Source organism: Butyrivibrio sp. FC2001, assembly GCF_000424125.1.
GTDB lineage: Bacteria > Bacillota > Clostridia > Lachnospirales > Lachnospiraceae > Butyrivibrio.
This window is the reverse complement of sequence record NZ_KE384134.1, coordinates 21,384-41,089: the sequence shown is the minus strand read 5'-3', so window position 1 is coordinate 41,089 and position 19,706 is coordinate 21,384. Positions and strand designations below refer to the sequence as shown.

General features: G+C 40.8%; 17 protein-coding genes. 13 read left to right on the top strand and 4 right to left on the bottom strand.

The window, feature by feature from the left end; genetic code table 11:
• The first annotated feature begins 210 nt into the window (after window positions 1-210).
• Window positions 211-996: an ATP-binding cassette domain-containing protein gene (locus G601_RS24225; RefSeq protein ID WP_051206076.1), complete on the top strand. Its 786-nt coding sequence runs from the start codon at window positions 211-213 to the stop codon at window positions 994-996.
• 220 nt (window positions 997-1,216) lie between these two features.
• Window positions 1,217-1,780, top strand: coding sequence for a hypothetical protein (locus G601_RS0119190; RefSeq protein WP_026666301.1), 564 nt, complete (start codon window positions 1,217-1,219; stop codon window positions 1,778-1,780).
• A gap of 175 nt (window positions 1,781-1,955) precedes the next feature.
• Here the strand turns inward: G601_RS0119190 and G601_RS0119185 are convergent, their stop codons facing one another.
• The gene (locus tag G601_RS0119185) at window positions 1,956-2,798 is read right to left on the bottom strand and encodes a hypothetical protein (RefSeq protein WP_155834577.1); all 843 of its coding nucleotides are present in this window, start codon (window positions 2,796-2,798) and stop codon (window positions 1,956-1,958) included.
• 208 nt (window positions 2,799-3,006) lie between these two features.
• Between G601_RS0119185 and G601_RS0119180 the strand changes: the two genes are divergently transcribed.
• Window positions 3,007-4,602, top strand: coding sequence for a dicarboxylate/amino acid:cation symporter (locus tag G601_RS0119180; RefSeq protein WP_026666299.1), 1,596 nt, complete (start codon window positions 3,007-3,009; stop codon window positions 4,600-4,602).
• A gap of 64 nt (window positions 4,603-4,666) precedes the next feature.
• On the opposite strand, the gene G601_RS0119175 is transcribed toward G601_RS0119180, so the two are convergent.
• Window positions 4,667-5,038 carry a VOC family protein gene (locus G601_RS0119175; protein ID WP_026666298.1) on the bottom strand — a complete coding sequence of 124 codons (372 nt, stop codon included), beginning with the start codon at window positions 5,036-5,038 and terminating at the stop codon, window positions 4,667-4,669.
• A 169-nt stretch (window positions 5,039-5,207) separates the two neighbouring features.
• Here G601_RS0119175 and G601_RS0119170 point away from each other — a divergent pair, with 169 nt between their 5' ends.
• Window positions 5,208-6,863, top strand: a complete 1,656-nt coding sequence (locus G601_RS0119170; RefSeq protein WP_026666297.1) for a dicarboxylate/amino acid:cation symporter — start codon at window positions 5,208-5,210, stop codon at window positions 6,861-6,863.
• A 457-nt stretch (window positions 6,864-7,320) separates the two neighbouring features.
• On the opposite strand, the gene G601_RS26330 is transcribed toward G601_RS0119170, so the two are convergent.
• Window positions 7,321-7,497, bottom strand: a complete 177-nt coding sequence (locus G601_RS26330) for a hypothetical protein (protein WP_155834576.1) — start codon at window positions 7,495-7,497, stop codon at window positions 7,321-7,323.
• Between the two features lie 173 nt (window positions 7,498-7,670).
• Here G601_RS26330 and G601_RS0119155 point away from each other — a divergent pair, with 173 nt between their 5' ends.
• Both G601_RS0119155 and G601_RS0119150 read left to right on the top strand, forming a co-directional pair.
• Window positions 7,671-8,888: a transporter substrate-binding domain-containing protein gene (locus G601_RS0119155; RefSeq protein WP_026666296.1), complete on the top strand. Its 1,218-nt coding sequence runs from the start codon at window positions 7,671-7,673 to the stop codon at window positions 8,886-8,888.
• Between the two features lie 91 nt (window positions 8,889-8,979).
• Window positions 8,980-10,749 carry an MATE family efflux transporter gene (locus G601_RS0119150; protein WP_026666295.1) on the top strand — a complete coding sequence of 590 codons (1,770 nt, stop codon included), beginning with the start codon at window positions 8,980-8,982 and terminating at the stop codon, window positions 10,747-10,749.
• Window positions 10,750-10,873: 124 nt separating this feature from the next.
• Here G601_RS0119150 and G601_RS24220 read toward each other — a convergent pair whose 3' ends face one another.
• Window positions 10,874-11,881, bottom strand: a complete 1,008-nt coding sequence (locus G601_RS24220; protein ID WP_051206074.1) for an alpha/beta fold hydrolase — start codon at window positions 11,879-11,881, stop codon at window positions 10,874-10,876.
• Between the two features lie 213 nt (window positions 11,882-12,094).
• On the opposite strand from G601_RS24220, the gene G601_RS0119135 reads away from it, so the two are divergent.
• The 7 genes from G601_RS0119135 (at window position 12,095) to G601_RS0119105 (ending at window position 19,691) form a co-directional block, all read left to right on the top strand.
• On the top strand, window positions 12,095-12,772 hold the full coding sequence (locus tag G601_RS0119135; RefSeq protein ID WP_026666294.1) for a hypothetical protein: 678 nt from the start codon (window positions 12,095-12,097) through the stop codon (window positions 12,770-12,772).
• 334 nt (window positions 12,773-13,106) lie between these two features.
• Entirely contained in the window at window positions 13,107-14,882 is a 1,776-nt protein-coding gene (locus G601_RS0119130) for a PP2C family protein-serine/threonine phosphatase (protein WP_026666293.1), read from the top strand.
• Between the two features lie 14 nt (window positions 14,883-14,896).
• Window positions 14,897-16,096 (top strand): hypothetical protein, encoded by a 1,200-nt coding sequence (locus tag G601_RS0119125; RefSeq protein WP_026666292.1) that lies wholly within the window; start codon window positions 14,897-14,899, stop codon window positions 16,094-16,096.
• A gap of 232 nt (window positions 16,097-16,328) precedes the next feature.
• Window positions 16,329-16,607, top strand: a complete 279-nt coding sequence (locus tag G601_RS0119120; protein ID WP_022761419.1) for an HU family DNA-binding protein — start codon at window positions 16,329-16,331, stop codon at window positions 16,605-16,607.
• Between the two features lie 133 nt (window positions 16,608-16,740).
• Window positions 16,741-17,094 carry a hypothetical protein gene (locus tag G601_RS0119115; protein WP_026666291.1) on the top strand — a complete coding sequence of 118 codons (354 nt, stop codon included), beginning with the start codon at window positions 16,741-16,743 and terminating at the stop codon, window positions 17,092-17,094.
• A gap of 162 nt (window positions 17,095-17,256) precedes the next feature.
• Entirely contained in the window at window positions 17,257-17,481 is a 225-nt protein-coding gene (locus G601_RS0119110; protein WP_026666290.1) for a hypothetical protein, read from the top strand.
• Window positions 17,482-17,495: 14 nt separating this feature from the next.
• The gene (locus G601_RS0119105; RefSeq protein ID WP_242834457.1) at window positions 17,496-19,691 is read left to right on the top strand and encodes an NHLP family bacteriocin export ABC transporter peptidase/permease/ATPase subunit; all 2,196 of its coding nucleotides are present in this window, start codon (window positions 17,496-17,498) and stop codon (window positions 19,689-19,691) included.
• Window positions 19,692-19,706: the final 15 nt, after the last annotated feature.

Genomic DNA, 19,706 nt, shown 5'->3' with positions numbered 1-19,706 from the left:
GGTCGAGCTCATATTGCAGGAGGTGTTGAGTCAGTTGGGGATGATTACTTCATATTGGTTTATCTGCGGGAGCAACCTACCAGATGCCGTTACGTCTATCCGCGAACAAATTAGTACATCGGTTGCAAGCCGCAAAAAGTAAGGCATGATACTTACGCCGGAAGTATTCAAAAAGTGAAATCGGCGTAATGAATGATAGAGGTGTAATAAATGGAAGAGCAAGTAATTATATCTGCATCTCATTTAAAAAAGAGTTTTCGCATAGGCTGGAATAAACGAAGCTGTGTAATCAAAGATATCAGTCTGGATATTTATAAAGGGGAAACCCTTGCGCTTGTAGGAGAATCAGGCTGTGGGAAGAGCACCCTTGCAAGACTTCTCATGAGAATGCTTAAGGCTGATGAGGGGACTATTCTTTTTGAGAACAATGAGATATCAGGTTTATCCGAGAAAAACTTCAGACCCTATAGAAGAGAGATGCAGATGGTGTTCCAGGATCCTGCATCATCTCTGGATCCTCGCATGAAGGTAAGAGATATCATAGCAGAACCATTAAAAGCCTGGCATGTTTATAATTCCAAAAAGGAGCTTGATGAAAGAGTACTGGAGCTTGTTGATATGGTGGAACTAAGGACGGACTGCCTTGATCGCTATCCTCATCAGTTCTCAGGCGGACAGCGCCAGAGAATAGGAATTGCAAGAGCTATCGCATTAAATCCGAAACTCCTTATCTGTGATGAATCCGTATCTGCTTTGGATGTTTGCGTACAGGCTCAGATACTTAATCTTCTCAAGACACTTAAAAAGCAGATGGGGCTCACATGCCTTTTTATCAGCCATGATTTGTCTGTCGTAAGCTTTATAGCAGACAGAGTTTGTGTCATGAAAGACGGAACGATATGCGAGTCGGCGCCTGCCAATGAACTGTATAAAAATCCGCAGCATGAATATACAAAATACCTGCTGTCGTCGATACCACAGGTCATCAGAAAATGAAAATCAATTTATAGAGCGAGTAGAAAAACATAATACAAGCCTAATAATAGACATATTACAGAGACGATAACCGGAAGATGGTAACCATCATGAAACAAAATTTTTTTTAATAAACACTTAATTCATTTTATATCGGCATTTTACTATTATCGGTTATGATTTTTAGGTAATTGAAGTAGTTCTATCATTTAAACAATTCTATTATTAGGAGGTAACGTAAATGAGGAAAATTATTTCTGCAATTCTTGCAACAACATTGTTTTGTGCACTGACAATTTCAGTTAGTGCAGCACCGCAGTGCCCTGACAGAATCGTTCCGGGCGAGCTTGAGAATAATGCTGTTCTCGGTGCTGAGTGGGTAGAGTCAGATACTTTCATTCCTGTTTCCACAGGTGTTGGTGGAGTTAAACAGAGCAAGGATGATGTAACCGGAATGACAGCAGTTATTACACATGTAAATCCTGTTTATACAGGAACTGCACAGAAGATTGCTGCTAAACTCGGATCAAACATCGTTGGTGCTTTCCACATCACACTTCCTACCGGAATTTCTGAAGCAGGTGTTACATTTGATGTAAAGGAAGGCTTCACAATGCCTGAGAATCCTGTATTCATTTCCCTTCATGGAAAAGTATTCTGCACACCTAAGAGAATTATAAAGGTCAATGACAGAAAGTTTATTATGATATTCAACGCTTCTGATCAGGATTTCTATATGCTTGATGGCGGTGCACTTGGCTTAGATCAGCACACAACATATAAAGATTTCTTCTCTGCAAAATGATATTTTGAAATAGAGACTAAAATAACCTCAGGGCACATGCTCTGAGGTTATTTTTTAATATCATAGGAAATTGCTTTCCTATGATATTAAAACGCTCCGCGTGGATGCGCACTCGCGCGAATGGAATATGTTGCATTCTGCAACCGCGCTCGGCGCGAGAATTTCGCAAGCGAAATTATTTCTTGTTAACATGATCACTAGGTTCAAGACCAAGCTCTGTTACCAGATCGCAGCTATCGGTAAGTCCGACATAATATGCAGTAAGTTCACTTACTTCGTTGCTGATTCTGTCATACAGATATTTGGATGAACGCAGATCAGAACAGGTATACATGATTTCATTTGGCATATTGGTTTCAAAATATTTCACATCATCCTTATTGATGCCATAGTAATCAGCTGTTGTATACAGGTCAGGCGCTCCAAAGGTATGCAGCATCTCGTGGGCATAAACTGCGGGGCAATTGGCTTCCTTATCATCGATGGTGAACAGGTACACGATTTCGTAGGGATAGGGCATGCCACTATACCAGTCTCTGGTGCTTGTGATGTTGTGATTATTCCAGTCAGTGTTATTTATAACGAAATAGATCACATTGTCAGCATCATATTTTTCTTTAAGAGCGTTTGTATCAATGTTCTTGTCTATATATTTCCACACCTCATAGGAACGGGTAGCATCATTAGACATATCGCAGTCAAGAGACACTCTGTAGAACAGATCAGAATTTTTCTGAAAATCCGTTATGAATTCCGACTCCTTTCCATAATCGGCAGCGACATCTTCGATATAATCGCCTGCTATTTTCATATAACGGTTTACTTTATCTATGGTGTTCTTATCTACATCAGAATCAAAATTCCAGGAATATCCGTCCGCATCGGCAAAAATGCTTACAACTAAGGTTCTTCCCTCCGGAGTCTTGGCACTTCCAAGATAGTAACTGTCTTTTAGCGCTACATTACGGCCCTCAAGCTCATGCGTGGCAAATGTAAGTAAATTTAGTAATAGGATCAAAAAATATTTTAGTACGCGCATTACTAGAATTTAACCTATTCCCAGGAAAAAATCAATCGGAGGAATGAGCATTGGATAATTTAGAAAAACTTAAGAAAGAGTTAGGTAATGCGATATTTTTTAGCATGCAACTTACTTTATAATTTTTTTTAAGGAGTATTATCGGAAAACAGTACCTGACTATTTTCTTTTTGGGAAGGAAACACAGATGGCTGAAATTACAAAACTCGAATACAAACTTGATAAAAAGGCAATAGTCGAGGTTACTGATTTTATGGAATCATGGCTTGCCGAGAATAAGGTTGAGACAAAGATACCTACCGTATTTTTGCTTGAGTCTATGCTTATCGATATCGAAGAGCATTACACTGAAGCAAGAGATGTCGTCATCAGAATAGTAAAGAAGATGGGGCATAAAATGATTGAGGTTACGTATGAGGGTGATGCGTTCAATCCTGCTGAAACCGATCAAATCAGCCCTCTCACAAGCCACTTTTTGAGCGAATTTGGATTTGCTCCGACCTGGAGTTATGACAATGTTAAAAATTCCCTCAGACTTGAAATTCCCGGTAACAGGATAAAGAATGAGAAGATTTTTATTATGGCCTTTGCAGCTGCACTTATTGCAGGTCTATGCAGGCCTTTAATCCCTGCTGCTGTCAGCTCATTTGTAAATGAGTATGTCCTGGATACCATATCCACAATTTTCATGAATCTCCTTAGCACCTTCACAGGAATCCTTATTTTTCTTTCGATTCTCACCGGAGCATGTGGGATGGAGAGCGTTACAGATTTAAACAGAAAAGGGAAAAATTTATTTTATAGAATCCTTTGGTCAGGAGTAGAGGGCATATTTATTATTGGACTTGTTTTGATTCCGTTTTTTCATTTCACATACGGAAAATCAGAAGGGAGCGGCGGGTTAAAGGATATATATAATCTCATAATGGATATCTTTCCTTCAGATCCGGTATCTCCGTTTGCGGAAGGAAATCTCCTTCAGATATTTGTCATCGCATTTTTTATTTGTGGCATGCTCATAATCCTTGGCGACAAAGTGAAGCATATCAGAAGCATTATCATTCAGGGAGATACACTTTTTGTCAGTATCATGGAGATGGTATGCAGACTGCTGCCGCTTTACATATTTGCGAATCTTACACAGCTATTTTGGGAAAATGGCGTGGGAGTTATTTTTAAACTGTGGAAGCCAATTGTACTTTGCTTTGTAATTAATGTTGGTGCGATGATCTTAAAGCTGTTAGCGATAAGTATGAAGTATAAGATTAAGTGCTCTGTGCTTATGAAGAAGATTTATCCTTCCCTGCTGATTGGATTTACTACAGCATCCTCAATGGCTGCCTATGGAACCGAGCTTGATATCAATGAAAATAAGCTTGGAATAGATGCTAAGTACAGCCGCTTTGCAACGCCGCTTAAAAATCAGTTCCATGCACTAAACTGGGGCAACGCCTTTGTTATTATCATTTATTTCCTGGCTGAATACAGCGGTATTAGTGTGAATGTGTTCTGGTTTATCACTACGTGGATCATTGTATTCCTTGTACACCCGGCGATTCCACCTGTATCAGGAGGAACACTTATAGCTATCGATATCATTATGAAGCAGTGCGGAATCTCCAAAGCATACATGGGCATCATTGCGACATTACTTTTGCTGTTTGATTTTGTTGCGACCTCGACTAAGATTGCGATGGTTCACTTTGAGGAAATTGAGGAAGCAGATCGGCTGGGAATTTTAAATAAACAGATACTTCATTCGGGTGGGAATTCTTCTAAATGAAAAAAGATGACCAGCAATGTGGCTGGCCATCCGTATAATATATAACGCTTTTGGTGCGTATTTATCAGTCCTTAATATGCTCGCAGAGGTCAATGATAAATCCGGACGGAGAAACAAGGTAAGCATACTTACTTGATTCAGTAGTGCTAGGTGCAAAGCCCTTCGCCTGTCTGAAGCCCTTGGACATGAAAAACTCATAAGCCTCATCGTAATTATCAACATTGATTCTGATTGCTGTATATGTCTGAGGAATAACAGGAACCTCGACTACATCAACGAAAAAGTCATTAGCATCTCTCAGGCGGTGAGCAGAGAATTCTACATCATTGTTTTCGGCTTTATTATGGGTCTCCTTGAAACCGAGTTCCTCGAAGAGCTTAATGATTGGTTCTGCTTCCTTGGCAATGATTGAAGTATTAAAGGTTGTAATTTTCATGCGAATATTCTCCCTTCTGAAGATAAGAAATACATCATCAGAAACAATTATATTTCAGGGGAAAACACAATAACATAGCTGACGGGCATATTTAATACGACCTTAATATTGTTGTGAAAAACTTTAGAAAATATATATCTTTTTTTCTCTAACGGTTGGAGGACGTCACATGGCTGAGACCAGATTTGATATGAAAAAACAGGATTACATGTCTTTATGCAAAGCTTATCTGACTGAAGAGCTTTCAAAGCGTAAAGTGAACCAAAAGGCTTTACTTAAGGCAGAGCTCCTGTGCGAAGAGGCAATTCTTAAGGTGGCTCAGTATGCCCGGGAAGACACAACACTATCGATACGCATAAGGCGCTCTATTGGAGGAACTTATGTGGAAATACAAGCTAAGGGAGAGGAGATACCGGAGCTGTTCGGCGACGGTAATATTTCTTATGCAGCCAAGACCCTTGAAAGCAGCGAAGAAGATATTGATACAGGACTTCTGATACTTGTAGCCAATGAAAAGCACGTTAAGTATTCCAATAATAATGGCACTAATCTATTCAAGATAACTGTTGGGAAAAGTGAGCAGAGCACTACACGACTGACTTTGTATGCTCTGGCAGTATCAATTGTTATTGGCGTTATCTTTAAGCTGTTTGTTCCTGAATTTGTCAATACAGGATTATGCACTTACATTTTTGTTCCCATCAGAACCATGTTCATGAATGCCTTAAAGATAGTAGTGGGGCCTGTGGTATTTTTTTCTATAGTGACATGTATATCACAGTTTACGAATCTCTCTGAGCTTGGAAAAATCGGTGTCAAGGTAATATGCATGTATATGCTTACGACTCTGATTGCCATTGTTGTGGGCTTTGGAATGTTCTTTATTATCAATCCCGGAATGTGGGGCGGTGCCCTTATCGGCAACCTTACAACTTTGGAACCTACAGTAAGTACAGGAGTGGCCGTATCAATTCTTAGCACTATCATCAACATAATTCCGGCCAATATTGTAAGACCTTTCCTGGAGTCTGATACGCTGCAGATCATTTTTCTTGCAATTCTCTTAGGTGCTGCAGTGGGTATGATAGGCAGTTATTCCAAGATTGTCAGGGATTTGTTTGAAGCCTTTAATGAGCTTTTCCTCACTGTAACGACGCTTATCACTAAGCTGATTCCGCTGGTATTGTTCAGCTCGATGTTCATAATGCTCACCACAACCGGCTTTGAAACCATGAAGGCAATGTTTGGAATGGCGCTCACGGATGTGCTGGCACTTTCCTGCATGATGGTGGTTTATGGCATTCTGATACTGCTAATAGGAAGACTTAATCCATTCACATTTTTCCGCAAAAACCTGCGTGGTATGCTCAATGCATTCTCGCTGTCCTCCAGCAGTGCTTCTATGCCCGTGAACATCAAGATATGTACCGATGACCTCGGAATCTCACCTAAGGTTTGCAATTTTTCCATTCCCCTTGGAGCAACTATCAATATGGATGGCGTCAGCGTTCACCTGGCGGTAGCCAGCATGTTCCTTGCGAAAATGTACGGAGTAGAAGTGCCTCATTCGATGGCGCTGTCAATTATCATCACAATAGTCATGCTGTCCCTCGGAACCCCTTCGGTCACTGGCGCTTCACTTGTATGTCTTGGAATTCTTCTTGATATGATAGGTGTACCGATGGAGGCGATCGGCCTCATCATTGGCGTGGATTCACTACTTGATATGTTCAGAACGGTATCCAATACCACGGGCGATATAGCAGTAACATTGATTGTGGCAAAGATGGAGAAGCTATTGGATATCGATGTTTATAAGAGTTGATGGGGACTTTTTTGGTGGAAAAGTGTTGGGTAAAGTTTGGGGCAAACACTTTTTTGTCAGAAAAAGTGTTGAGTAAAGTTTTGGGCCAACATATTTTTTTCTACAAAAGTGTTACTACGCGTCGAATGCCACAGGGCTAGTAAGGTCGCGTAGGCCAAATGGGCTGTCGGGAAGTGACTACGCGTCGAATGCCACAGGGCAGTAAAGTCGCGTAGGCCAAATTGGCTGTCGGGAAGTAACTACGCGACATATTACGCTGAACAGAGATTAGTCGTGTAGAAAATGACACCTAGAAGCATTTGCCTACGTGAAAATTGCTTAGACATAGAAAAGTCGCGTAGGATAGGTCAATATTGAGTCAAAAACTACGCGACAAGTATTAAAATCTTCATAGAGTCAAGTAGAAAAGACAATCTTGTTAAAAAGAGGGCAATCAGCCCTCTCTTTATAATGTGTTTCATTGTGCACTACCACTATAGTAAAGTTTTTGAGGGGTCGGGCTTGTTATTCCCCCTGCAACCTGCTCTAATTCTTCGTCTGTTAATTCTACACCGGCTTCCCTGATGATTTCTTTAGCTTCCTTCAGGTCAGCCGCTTTTTCTACATTCTTTTTCAAATCACCGATCAGCTTCATAGGACATATCCTCCTTTACAAATATTATATTTCATTTTTTCCTCCGGTATATGAATACGGGGCAGATTTTATATAGTGTTTAGAAAAACATAATATAACCCTAATAATAGACAGGTATCTGAGACTGTATAATTAATTCGATATTATGTGCTATTAGTTGGAGGAAAATTTCAATGAAAAAACTTATTTCTATTACACTTGTACTTACAATGATTCTGACAATGTGCGCCTGCGGTGCAAAGAAGGACAATGCAAATAGCGGAGCAGCAACTAGTGAGGCTGTAAGCACTGAGACTGCAAGTAGCGAAGAAGTAGCGGCTGAAACTGCAAGTAGTGAAGAGGGTAGCAGCGAAGAAGCTACTACTGAAACAGCAAGTAATGGTGATACCGCTACAGCAGAACAGACCGAAGCACCTACAGATGAAGTAATAGTTAGAAAAATTGGTGTTCTGACCATGCTTAATATGACAGAAGAAGAGATGGTGAGATACAGGGATGCGATGATTGTTGCATTAAGCACTTTGCATGTGGATGGCTATGCAGAGAATAATTATTCTCCAGTGAAAGTGCCAAATAAAGTTAAGCGTGAAATTGTTTTCTATGATAGCATGGATGCTATGTTGATGGCGCTAAATGCTGGCGATATTGGTGAAATGATGGTTTATGACAAGGTCGGACAATACCTCTGTGCTACAGATGATAGTCTGAAGCCTAGGTATATCGTAGACACTGAAAAAGAACGTAATACATTTGCCAACATTGTATTATCTGGTAACCTGAGTAACAATTTTGCGTTCCTTATGATGGAAGATAATGAGGCACTGAGAGACGAATTTAGTTCTGCCATCCAAGATATGAAAGATGATGGAACTCTGGATAAACTTGTAAAGGAACAAATAGATACTCTTATCAATGGAGGCGAAGCCAAGGCTATATCAATGCCGGAAATCGAAGGAGCTGATACTATTAAAGTAGCTGTTACAGGTTCACTTCCACCAATGGATTATGTGGCTGCTGACGGCACACCTGCAGGTTTTAATACCGCTGTTCTTGCGGAGATCAGTCAACGTATAGGAAAGAATATTGAAATTGTTGTAGTAGACAGTATCGGACGTGCAACGGCACTATCAAGCGGAACAGTAGACGCAGTATTCTGGACAAGAACAAATGAAGCTGCATCAGCTTTTGCTGAAATGTCAGAAGAAGAAAGAGCAGCTGAAGCAGAAAAAAATGAATCAGAAATGACTGATGAAGAAATTGAAGCCCATAGAAAAATCGGCGACTTATTATCAGATTTTGATCATTATAATACAGCTGATATGCCCGAAGGTACGATCTGTACAGTTCCATACTACTCAGACATATTAGTGGCAGTAATGAAGAAAAAGTAAAGGAGAAAAAGATGAATGCTTCAGTTCCAAGTGAACTGGTTCAAGCATGATTGATGTATCTATGATAAATCATCAGGAGGGGGATCCGGACATGAAAAAGACATCAGAAGAGGCATTGCTTACAAAGCTATACTTCAGACTGCTGCCTTATCAGGTTCTTTTGCTAATTATTAACGCTCTTACAGGCATAGTTGATAGCCTTTTTGCCAGCAACTTTATAGGAAAAGTTGCCATGAGTGCTATCGGTTATTATTCGCCGCTTAATCACTTTTTATTTGCAGTCAGCATAACTCTTGTCAGTGGTTCACAGCTTCTAGTGGGTGAGGCTATGGGCAAAAACGACATGGATTCAGTTAACAAGTTTTTCTCCACGGATGTCATTGCCGCGGTAGTGATTGGAATTACCACATCAATCATTCTTGCACTGTGCGCACTTACCAATTTCACGCAGCTTTTCATCCCTGATCAGACAGAACGAAGTGCCATGAATCTGTACCTTATAGGTCAGGCCTTCGGAATCCCGGCTCTTGTTCTGGGGCAGCAGTTCTTTGCGTTCCTTTCACTTGAAAATCAGACGAAACGTACCATGATGGCCAGTTTTATATGTATCATTACCAACACAATAATGGATGCTGTTTTAGTAGTGTACTTAAAGCTCGGAACTCTGGGGCTCGGGCTTGGAACAGCTCTTGGTATGTGGGGCTTTCTTATTACTATGGGACTGTTTTATTTGTCGGGGAAATCGGAGATGAAATTCCTGGGCAAAGTCTTTTCATTCAGTGATTCAATCCATATCATTAAGCGCGGCTATCCCGGGGCATTGTCGAGATTTGTGGAAATGTTCAGGTGTTTTATCATAAACGCTCTTATATTGACCTATGTGGGAAGCGTTGGACTGTCAGCCTTTGCTGCTGTTAATTCAGTAATGGCTGTTTTTTGGCCACTTCCATATGGAATGCTTGCGGTAACGCGTATGCTGTTTGGAATTACCATAGGTGAACAGGATCGCAGATCCCTGCAGAATATAAATCGGATAGTTCTGGTTAAGTGCACTATTTTTCAGGTCTTAGTAGCAATGCTTATAGTCGCACTTGGAACACCGCTTACTCAAATGTTTTACCGTGATATGAGTGACCCCGTTTATAACATGACACTTATGGGCTTTAGGATATTGCCGCTATGTATGGGATTTTCCGTGTGGTGTCTGCATTTTGGCTGTTACGGTCAGGCTATGCAGAAGAAGGGCCTGTCACATGTACTGCCTATTATGGATGGAGCGGTCTTCGTGATTGCGTGCTCAATATTACTTATCCCGATAATGAAAATGAACGGTCTTTATGTAGCAAATGTTCTTAATGGCGTTTTGTGCTGCTCGTTTATAGTTATATACGCGGCGGCATGTCTTAGGCGCCTTCCGAGGAACCTGGATGAACTATTGGTTATTCCCGATGAATTTGGTGTTTCGGATGACGAGCGAATAGATATCAGTATTACGCAGATTGAAGAAGTGACCGCTATTTCAGAGCAGGTTGTGGATTTTTGCAGAAAGAAAAATATTGATGAAAAGAGAGCTTTTTATGCCGGACTTGCCCTTGAGGAAATGGCAGGAAACGTTGTGGAGCATGGATTTACCAAGGACACCGAAAAGCATTCAATCGATATACGCATAGTGCATAAAAACAATGATATTATCCTTAGAATAAAGGATAATTGCAGAGCTTTTAATCCATTGGAAAGAACTACGATTCTTCAAACAGATGAAATTACAAAGAATGTGGGAATAAGACTTGTAAACAAAATCGCTAAAGAGATGAATTATCAGAGTCTACTGGGACTCAATGTTCTTACAATAAAGATATAATTCCAAGGAGACAATGACGCTATATGTTCATGAACATGAAGAGAGCCAAGCTTACTGCTTGGGGAATGGCAATCTGCTTTTTGCTGGTCCATATTCTTATGATCAACATTTCGCATGAATCAGCCTAATCCAGGAACTGTATCAATCTGTTTTGGAAATCATGGTAGTAGGGCTTCTCGATATAAGCAACATGAGAAGCGCCTTCGATTACTTCCAGTACAGAGTCACCTGGCAGCTCATCAAGGCACGCGCTTATTCTGTCATAGTTAAGATATGGATCGCAGTCTCCGCATATAACAAGTGTGGGGACTGTTATTTTTGAAAGGTCTATAAGTGACTTTGATTTATCAACACAGATATCCCGCCTGCCACCGTTGGGGCTGGTCTCTTTATCATAGTGCCAGGAGCTTGAACAAAAGAGCTCAATGACAACAGGATCTGTAACTTCGTAATTAATGGTACCATCCTCATTTTTTTGAAAATCATCAGCAGCATGTTCCCAGCTGTTATGATGGAAAGACTCAGTTATTTCATATTTACCAACGCCGGAGAGTATCGGTGCATACAAAACAAGCTTTTCTATATGCTCAGGATGAGTAGTCACAAAACGGCCGGTTGTCACGGTTCCCCAGCTCCATCCGAGAAGGTCTATCTTGTTTTGTCCTGACACTTCACATATCTTTTCTACTGCAGCATATATATCTTCTGCTGCGTAATCCGAATCAGGAAGGAAGCCATCAGACACTTCTCCCGATTGTCCAAAGCCTGCTATATCAAGGCGCCATACAGCATATCCTTTTCGTGCAAGAAAACGCACAAGACTGTAATCTTCATAATCAATATCAAATTCGTGGGATGAATAGGTGACGCCGTGAATTAGAAGAATATTCTTATTGGCTTTTGTGCTTTCTGAAGTCATACAATCCAGATGCAGGGCGATACCGTTTCTTTCAAGCGGAACTTCTTTATAGCTATATTCCACAGCAGCTTCAGGAGTTTTAGTGCCAGCACTGTTTTTGTTAGTAATTCCGCAGCCTGCAACCGCTGTGATACATAAAAATAGCATCACTATAAAAATCGATATTTTTCCGATATTCTTATTGTTTTCAAATTTGGACTTATATGTTCTCATATTATGCTCCTTCAAAAATAATTATAAAGTTATTTGGTTTGCGAACAATGCGGATTAACGGTGAATAATCTAAAATTTTTCTAAATTTAGTTATGATGAAGTCAGGAGATTATGGTTATTTAAGAAAAACTTTAGAAAATGTGACACTATTTATGATGCAGTCTGTCTTATAATAATTTGAGTAAGACAATTCCTTGGTGAGAGGAGGATATCATGAGTAGATTTGACAAAAGATTTTTAGCATTGTTTTGTGGAATACTGATAACGGCAGCAGGCTGTGGTAATTCAGAGCCTCTCGTTGGAAGTGATGCAGTACCTGAAGCGGAAGTCGAAACGACAGAGGTTGTTGATGGCGAAACTGCAAAAGCATCCTCCGTTGCTGATGCGTCGGAGAAGCTTCCTGTTTATGAATATCCTGACAAGACGTCGCTTCTCTATGAAGTGAATAAATATCTTATAGAAAATGTTGCGACTAATTATGAACCTGCAGATGTCAGCATACCTGTTATTACTGTAACTACTACAGATGACAGCAACCCGGATGACATTGTTGTATACGGTGATTTCTATATTGATAATTACAATCTCAACGTAAATATTCTTGAGTGTGAATCAGGTGGTGATTATCCCGGAGCAATGCACCTTAAGAAGACTGACACAGGCTATGAAGTTACTTCCTTTGATGTATGCAAGGATGGTAGCAGCTTCGATTCCAGTGCTAAGGAGATTTTCGGAGAGCATTACGACGATTTCATGAAGGTGTTCCAGACAATACAGGGAACAAGCAGAGAGGAACAGAGAAAGCAGATTATTTCCGAGTATGTTAAGACAAATAATCTCTCAATCACTGCTTTCCAGGACTACGGATGGGATCCGGTTATGCTGGATTAAATAAGATATTATTTGTGGCTTTAGTAAAGTCCGCTCATATAAAATAATATGTGACAAAAAAGGCAAAACAGGCAGCAAAAACTGTCTGTTTTGCTCTTTTTTTATGGAAATTTAAGTTTGGTGATACGACTTTATTTCCACTTAATATTGTTATTAAAAATTTCAGAATATGTTACGTTTAGTGATATTTTTTTTCAAAGCACCTCACGTATAATATTTTTAGAAAACTAAGTCAGGAACAACCTCCTATCACCAGAGAGGCGACCTCGGCAATGATGTTATCCGTGATCTGATGGCTGTTACACCTGAGGCAACTGGTACAAAATATTAAAGAATGAAGAAAACTTCCGGACGAAATAAATACATATTAGTTCAGTATGGAAACTTGTTTGTTCTGGCCTTTGCTATCATGGCTGTTGTGGTGGCAGTTCTTGCCCTGCGTGGCTTTAGACAGCAGGCCAGAATAAGCGAGAGTGAAACTGCGTATTCACAGGCGCAGCAGACAGAGGAATACATCGAGACCTTTAAGGCGTATCCATTCCTTTTGGAATATTGGCATGAGCATAAGGATGAGCTGTCGGAAAGTGACGATGTGATGCTGGAATTCATGAAAAATCCTGCAGCCATGTTTGAAGAATTCAAAGTGTCTTCTATATATGATTTCACTATGGAAGACGTAGAGAACATGGATGATGGACAAAAGCGTAAGATAGCATTACTCAGTTACTGGATAGCGGTTGATCACTTTACGTTCATCAATGATACGGAGAAGGATACCCTCGATGGTCCAATGCTTACTACGGCCAATGAAGACCGGGAATACTGCGTGCTTATCAACACCTCTGAGAATCCGATTCCCACAGGGGATAATCTGATCTTTAAGCAGGCTCAGAAGATTTATAATCCTGAGAAGGAAATAGAGGATGTTGATGACAGTATTTTCTATATTGAAGATAATGAGGGCGGATATTTTACAGGAGTGCTCTATCCTGTGAAATATGAGGATAAGCTGATAGGACTTATAATCATTGAGCTCCGGGAGGCTTATCTTAAGGAGACCAGTTTTAACTACACCAATACTCTGCTTATAATAATTGTCTTTTTGTCATTTTGTATGTGCGGATTCTTGCTGGAAAAAACCAATCGTGCTGTCATTAAGCCGATTACTCAGATCCAGCAGGGACTTAGAGAATACACCAATAATCTGAATTCTCTTACAGTGATCAGCAAGATGAGAAGTATAAAGAGCAATAATGAGATAGGAAGACTTGCCGATGATATAGCTGCTCTTGCCGAAAGGGTTGCTAAATACGAGGAAGAGAAAAGCGCACATATTGCAGAACAGACAAAGATAAAGGCTGAGTTAAATGTAGCTAACAATATCCAGCGCAAAATGATACCGGACAGCTTCCCTGACAGGGACAGAGAGAAGAGATTTGATATCTATGGAATCTTAGCTCCCGTAAAGGAGATTGGAGGAGATATATACGATTTCTTCTTTGTTGATGATGACCATCTGGTGCTTATGGCAGCTGATATTACAGGTAATGGCATTCCTTCCGCACTTTTCATGATGGAAGCAAGGACGCTGATTAAGCTCAAGGCAGAGGAGGGGAAAACTCCTTCACAGATTCTTACCGAGGCCAATGACTGGATAATCGGACAGAATGAGGACAATATGATCATTTCACTCTGGATGATGAAAATCGAGCTTTCGACAGGAAGAGCTCTTGAAGCCAATGCAGGTTATGAGAATCCGGCCTATGCCAAGGGCGGTGGCAAATTCGAATTTATAAAGAATAAGCATTCAGTGGTTCTTGGAGCGGTTGATGGAGCAACATTTAAAGAGACGGAATGGAAGCTTGAGCCTGGAGATAAACTGTTTATTTACTCAGATGGTGTTATTGATGCGACCAATCACCACAGACAGTTCTTCGGAGCAGAGAAGCTTCTTGAAACGTTAAACGAGGTCAATGACCTTGATCAAAAGGAAATTCTGGAGCATGTAAAGGGTGGTATAGAGAAGTTTATCGGGAAGGTTCCGTTATTTGACGATCTTACAATGATGGGGATTACATATTGGGGTTCTAGCGATGCAAAAAAAGAGTAAAGGAGAGATGCAATATGAAAAGATTTTGTAAATGTTGTTTTTCGCTTTTTTGCGGAGCACTTATAACGGTAACCGGCTGTGGGAGCAGCGCACAGGTATTGCCAGCTAGGGAGATGATGCATGAAAAGACTGCAGTGATCAGTGAGGATCTGGTTGCAAAGGCATCCATCCCCGAAAAGAAATCCACCGTTACACTTCCTGCTTACGAGTATCCGGAGAAGGATTCCGTTCTTTATGCGGTAAGTAATTACCTTATAGATAAGCTTGGAAGTCAGTATGAGAAGGCTGATGTATGCATCCCTGTTATTTATGACATTTTCATAGATGAGAGTAATAGTGATGATATCCGTGTTGGTGGAGATTTCTGGATATTTAATTACAATCTTAAGGATGACACATTGGAGACTGATTCCTGCGGAAACTATCCCGGACTGATTCATCTGAAGAAGTCAGGTAGTGACTATGAGGTTACAAATTTTGAGATACTTGAGGAAGACGAAGAATTTGACGCTAAAGTAAAGGGAATATTCGGAGATTACTACGAAGCCTTTATGTCAATCTATTCAGATGCAGATGGCAGAGAGGATATCAGAAGACAGGTTATCGCCGAATATGTATTCAGTAATGAGCTTCCTATAACCCAGTATCAGGATTATGGCTGGGATCCGATTCTGCTTGGCGACGGCAAGGGCTATGATGGCTATGATGATTTTGTTCAGGAGCAGGCAGGAAAAAAGGAATTCAAGGATTTTGATGAGATTATTGCGAGCCTCAAGGAAGGACAGGGCTATACAACAATTAATCTATATGGAAGCGATGTGGATTTTCTTGTGGTAACCGATATGGTTTTCCAGGCGGATAATTCAGCTTACGAAGCATCTCTTTACACCGATATAGGCTTTGGACCTTATCAGCTTACTACTGTTTCCGGCAATGGAAGCGCATACCCTCTCAGATATGAAAAGGGCATCCTCTATGCAGGAGACAATCACGAGTATATTTCCTACTTCTCATTTGAAAATGAGGAAACGGTAGGAGTTATGGTAAAGGATTGTGTTACTGATGGCGATGCAAAGGGAGAGTATTCAGGTTTCTTAAGAGAAGATAACTCCTACGACAACGATAAGGAATTTACCGGAGGTCGTGAGGAATTTGAGAAGCTTTTGACTGAAAGAGAGGAACATCCCGTATTGGAGTTTACAGCTATTAAGTAATTACTTGCATTAGAAGAACGTATTCTTTCGAAAACCTTGAAAACACTAGTTTTGGAAGTTTCAATATCTATTTTTTACAAGAATAATCAGATTTTTTTGACACTTATGACTAAAAAAGGCTTAAATACGGAAAAATTCGACATTATTTGCTAAAAAAGGCTTGTTTTTCAGCATTTTGGGTGCTAGTATAGTCAATGTAGTTAAATTTTCTTATTATTGGAGGAAAAATAATATGAACAAGACAGAATTAGTAGAAGCAATTGCAAAGGAGACAGGTCTTTCTAAGAAGGATTCTGAGAAGGCTGTAAAGGCTTTCGTTGACGTTGTTTCAAAGCAGCTTAAGAAGAAGGATAAGGTTCAGCTTGTTGGCTTTGGTACATTCGAGACCACAAAGAGAGCAGCAAGAACAGGTAAGAACCCTCAGACTGGCGAGAGCATCAAGATTCCCGCTTCTGTAGCTCCTAAGTTCAAGGCTGGTAAGGCTCTTAAGGATCTTGTTAATAAGAAATAATTAAAACTTCAAATAGAAAGCCGGTAGTCATCTGACTACCGGTTTTTTATTATAAAAATATTATTTTTTATGTCGCCTTTTTTGTCTCTGATTCGTATTAATATATAGAGAACAGGAGGTGAAAGTAAATGGGATGAAAGAAATAGAAGAGATTTTTAAAAATGCAACATTTACCGATGAATCGCATAAAGCCCGCTTGCGAGCCCAGCTGTTCAGTGAAAATATAGTAGCGTATAACACTTATGGAGGTGGAAAAATGTCTGACGAGAAGAAATTACAGGATGCAAACTTAGCAAATGAGCTTTCTGATGATGATCTTGATAATGCAGCCGGTGGATTGGCTTTTGGTGTAATAGCAGGTGATCTTGTTATGAGATCAAAAACTCCTGTTATAGCACAGGATTGTGTTTTAAGACCTGAACAGCTTAAACAGAATACACTTTCCGGAGGCCCTCAGAGAAGACCTAACGACACTACAATTTGCTAAATTTAATTGAATAAATGACCATTTAAAGTAGAAACCTTGCATATTTCCCAGTAAATATGCAGGGTTTTATTTTTTTTATGAAATATTCTTACATAGTTTATAAACGGAAAATCGTCATACTGTACAATAAAAGTGGTATATCGTGTCGAAGGAGGATGACTTATGGAAGGTAATAAGATTTTCAGAGAAAAAAGTATAGAACGTGTATCTTCTCCTGAACAGTTAAACGATTACATCCAGGTTACTACGCCTTCGATCTGGATTATTTTGCTTGCGGTTATAGTACTTTTAACCGGAACTCTCATATGGGGAATTTTTGGTGAGATCCATGTTAATACCGAAGCTGGCGAAAAGACTGTTGCTCCTATTACGTGCATTCTCAATTGAGAAAGGAATTTCGTATGAGCATGGGCAGTAATAAAAGAATTAAAATGCCTGTAGAGAAAGGGGTTGCGAAGGTTCCGGTGGTGATGCAGATGGAAGCACTGGAATGCGGCGCAGCCAGCCTTGCTATGATCATGGCATTTTATGATAAATGGATTCCGCTGGAGCAGGTACGAGAGGACTGCGGCGTATCCCGTGATGGCTCTAAGGCCGGCAATATTGCAAGGGCTGCCAGAGCTCATGGGTTTAATGCCAAGGGCTATCGCTTTGAGATAGAGACTCTTAGGGAAAACGCCACCTTTCCCTGCATTGTTCACTGGAATTTTAACCATTTCATAGTTCTTAAGGGCTTTAAGAACGGAAAAGTATATATTAACGATCCTGCAAGAGGTGATGTGGTCCTTACAGACGAGGAGTTTGATGAGGGCTTTACCGGCGTTACGATTCTTTTTTCTCCCGGAGAAGGGTTCGAGCCATCCGGTGAGAAGAAGAGCATGATAGAGTTTGCAAAAAAGAGACTCGAGGGAACGGGGGTAGCCTTTGCATTTGTAGCAATTACCACATGTACGGCATCGCTTTGTCTCCTTATTGGTGCCGGATTAGCAAGGTTCTTCATGGATTATATGCTTCCGGGCACTAATCCGGGGCTTGTAAATGTGTTCTTGCTCTTTTTATCTGTGATCACAATGGTCCACATAGTTGTGTTGTGGATTTGCGCCATTTATTCCCTTCGCATCAGCGGTAAGTTTGATGCGGTAGGGAATGCCACTTATTTCTGGCATGTACTTAGGCTTCCGATGAAGTTCTTTTCACAGAGAATGGCCGGTGACATAGAGCAGAGACGTCTTACAAATGCGGTCATAGCGGATGTCCTTGTTAACACCTTTGCTCCGCTCCTTATAAATGCCGCGATGCTTGTGTTCTACCTGCTGTTCATGATCAATTATTCGGTGGTCATGACTCTCGTAGGTGTGAGTGCGGTTTTCATAAATCTGTTCCTGTCACACCTTATCAGTGCCAGGAGAGTGAATATAACCCGCGTACAGATGCGTGATATGGCAAAGCTCTATTCAACCACTGTATCCGGAATTGAGATGATAGAGACCATTAAGAGCAGCGGCGCAGAGAACGGCTTTTTCAGAAAATGGGCAGGCTATCAGGCCAGTGTGAATGCGCAGAATGTTAAGCTTTCAAAGCTGAATGCCTACTTTGGAAATGTGCCTTTTATTATCATGACGCTGACCAATAATCTGATCCTTATAATGGGCGTTTACATGGTCATGACTGGAAGATTTACAGCAGGTACAGTGCTGGGCTTCCAGGGACTTTTTGCACAGTTCCTTGTTCCCGTGGAGTCATTTATAAATGCCGGTCAGAGTCTTCAGGAGATGCGTACCGAGATGGAGCGTATCGATGATGTTATGGAATATCCACTGGATCCTTCGGTTGTTAAGGAAAAGGTGGATGACACTATTGATGCATCAAAGGGTAAGCTCTCCGGCAGGCTTTCAATGAAGGGCGTTACCTTTGGCTATTCAGATTTGATGCCGCCGCTTATTCAGGACTTTAATCTGGAGCTTTATCCCGGGAAAAGCGTTGCATTTGTGGGTGGCTCCGGCTGCGGAAAGAGTACCTTGAGTAAGCTTATTTCAGGACTGTATCAGCCCTGGGAAGGTGAGATATTATTTGACGGCGTTCCCGCTGAAAAGATAGACAGAAGCGTTTTTACATCCTCAGTAGCTGTCGTTAATCAGGAGGTAATCCTGTTCGAGGATACGATCGCCAACAATATCAAGATGTGGGATCAGTCCATAGAAGATTTCGAGATGATCCTTGCTGCCAGAGATGCCCAGATACATGAGGACATCATGCAAAGGGACGGCGGCTATCAGTATAAGATGACGGAGGGTGGCCGGAACTTTTCAGGAGGTCAGCGTCAGAGAATAGAGATAACGAGGATTCTTACTCAGGATCCGACGCTTATCATTATGGATGAAGCAACCAGTGCCCTTGATGCACAGACGGAATACAGCGTTGTAAAGGCGATCAAGGACAGAGGAATTACAAGTGTGGTAGTTGCCCACAGGCTTTCTACCATAAGGGACTGCGACGAGATCATAGTGCTTGATCACGGAATGGTCGTAGAACGTGGAACACACAGTGAACTGATGGCGAAGAATGGTTTGTATACTCAGCTTGTTACCAGTGAGTAATCGGGGAGCTTTTAT

What these genes read in the sequence shown, in the direction of transcription:
- G601_RS24225 (WP_051206076.1), top strand. Translation starts at nt 211, where the DNA reads ATGGAAGAGCAAGTAATTATATCTGCATCTCATTTAAAAAAGAGTTTT.
- G601_RS0119190 (WP_026666301.1), top strand. Translation starts at nt 1,217, where the DNA reads ATGAGGAAAATTATTTCTGCAATTCTTGCAACAACATTGTTTTGTGCA.
- G601_RS0119180 (WP_026666299.1), top strand. Translation starts at nt 3,007, where the DNA reads ATGGCTGAAATTACAAAACTCGAATACAAACTTGATAAAAAGGCAATA.
- G601_RS0119175 (WP_026666298.1), bottom strand. Translation starts at nt 5,038, where the DNA reads ATGAAAATTACAACCTTTAATACTTCAATCATTGCCAAGGAAGCAGAA.
- G601_RS0119170 (WP_026666297.1), top strand. Translation starts at nt 5,208, where the DNA reads ATGGCTGAGACCAGATTTGATATGAAAAAACAGGATTACATGTCTTTA.
- G601_RS26330 (WP_155834576.1), bottom strand. Translation starts at nt 7,497, where the DNA reads ATGAAGCTGATCGGTGATTTGAAAAAGAATGTAGAAAAAGCGGCTGAC.
- G601_RS0119155 (WP_026666296.1), top strand. Translation starts at nt 7,671, where the DNA reads ATGAAAAAACTTATTTCTATTACACTTGTACTTACAATGATTCTGACA.
- G601_RS0119150 (WP_026666295.1), top strand. Translation starts at nt 8,980, where the DNA reads ATGAAAAAGACATCAGAAGAGGCATTGCTTACAAAGCTATACTTCAGA.
- G601_RS24220 (WP_051206074.1), bottom strand. Translation starts at nt 11,881, where the DNA reads ATGAGAACATATAAGTCCAAATTTGAAAACAATAAGAATATCGGAAAA.
- G601_RS0119135 (WP_026666294.1), top strand. Translation starts at nt 12,095, where the DNA reads ATGAGTAGATTTGACAAAAGATTTTTAGCATTGTTTTGTGGAATACTG.
- G601_RS0119130 (WP_026666293.1), top strand. Translation starts at nt 13,107, where the DNA reads ATGAAGAAAACTTCCGGACGAAATAAATACATATTAGTTCAGTATGGA.
- G601_RS0119125 (WP_026666292.1), top strand. Translation starts at nt 14,897, where the DNA reads ATGAAAAGATTTTGTAAATGTTGTTTTTCGCTTTTTTGCGGAGCACTT.
- G601_RS0119120 (WP_022761419.1), top strand. Translation starts at nt 16,329, where the DNA reads ATGAACAAGACAGAATTAGTAGAAGCAATTGCAAAGGAGACAGGTCTT.
- G601_RS0119115 (WP_026666291.1), top strand. Translation starts at nt 16,741, where the DNA reads ATGAAAGAAATAGAAGAGATTTTTAAAAATGCAACATTTACCGATGAA.
- G601_RS0119110 (WP_026666290.1), top strand. Translation starts at nt 17,257, where the DNA reads ATGGAAGGTAATAAGATTTTCAGAGAAAAAAGTATAGAACGTGTATCT.
- G601_RS0119105 (WP_242834457.1), top strand. Translation starts at nt 17,496, where the DNA reads ATGAGCATGGGCAGTAATAAAAGAATTAAAATGCCTGTAGAGAAAGGG.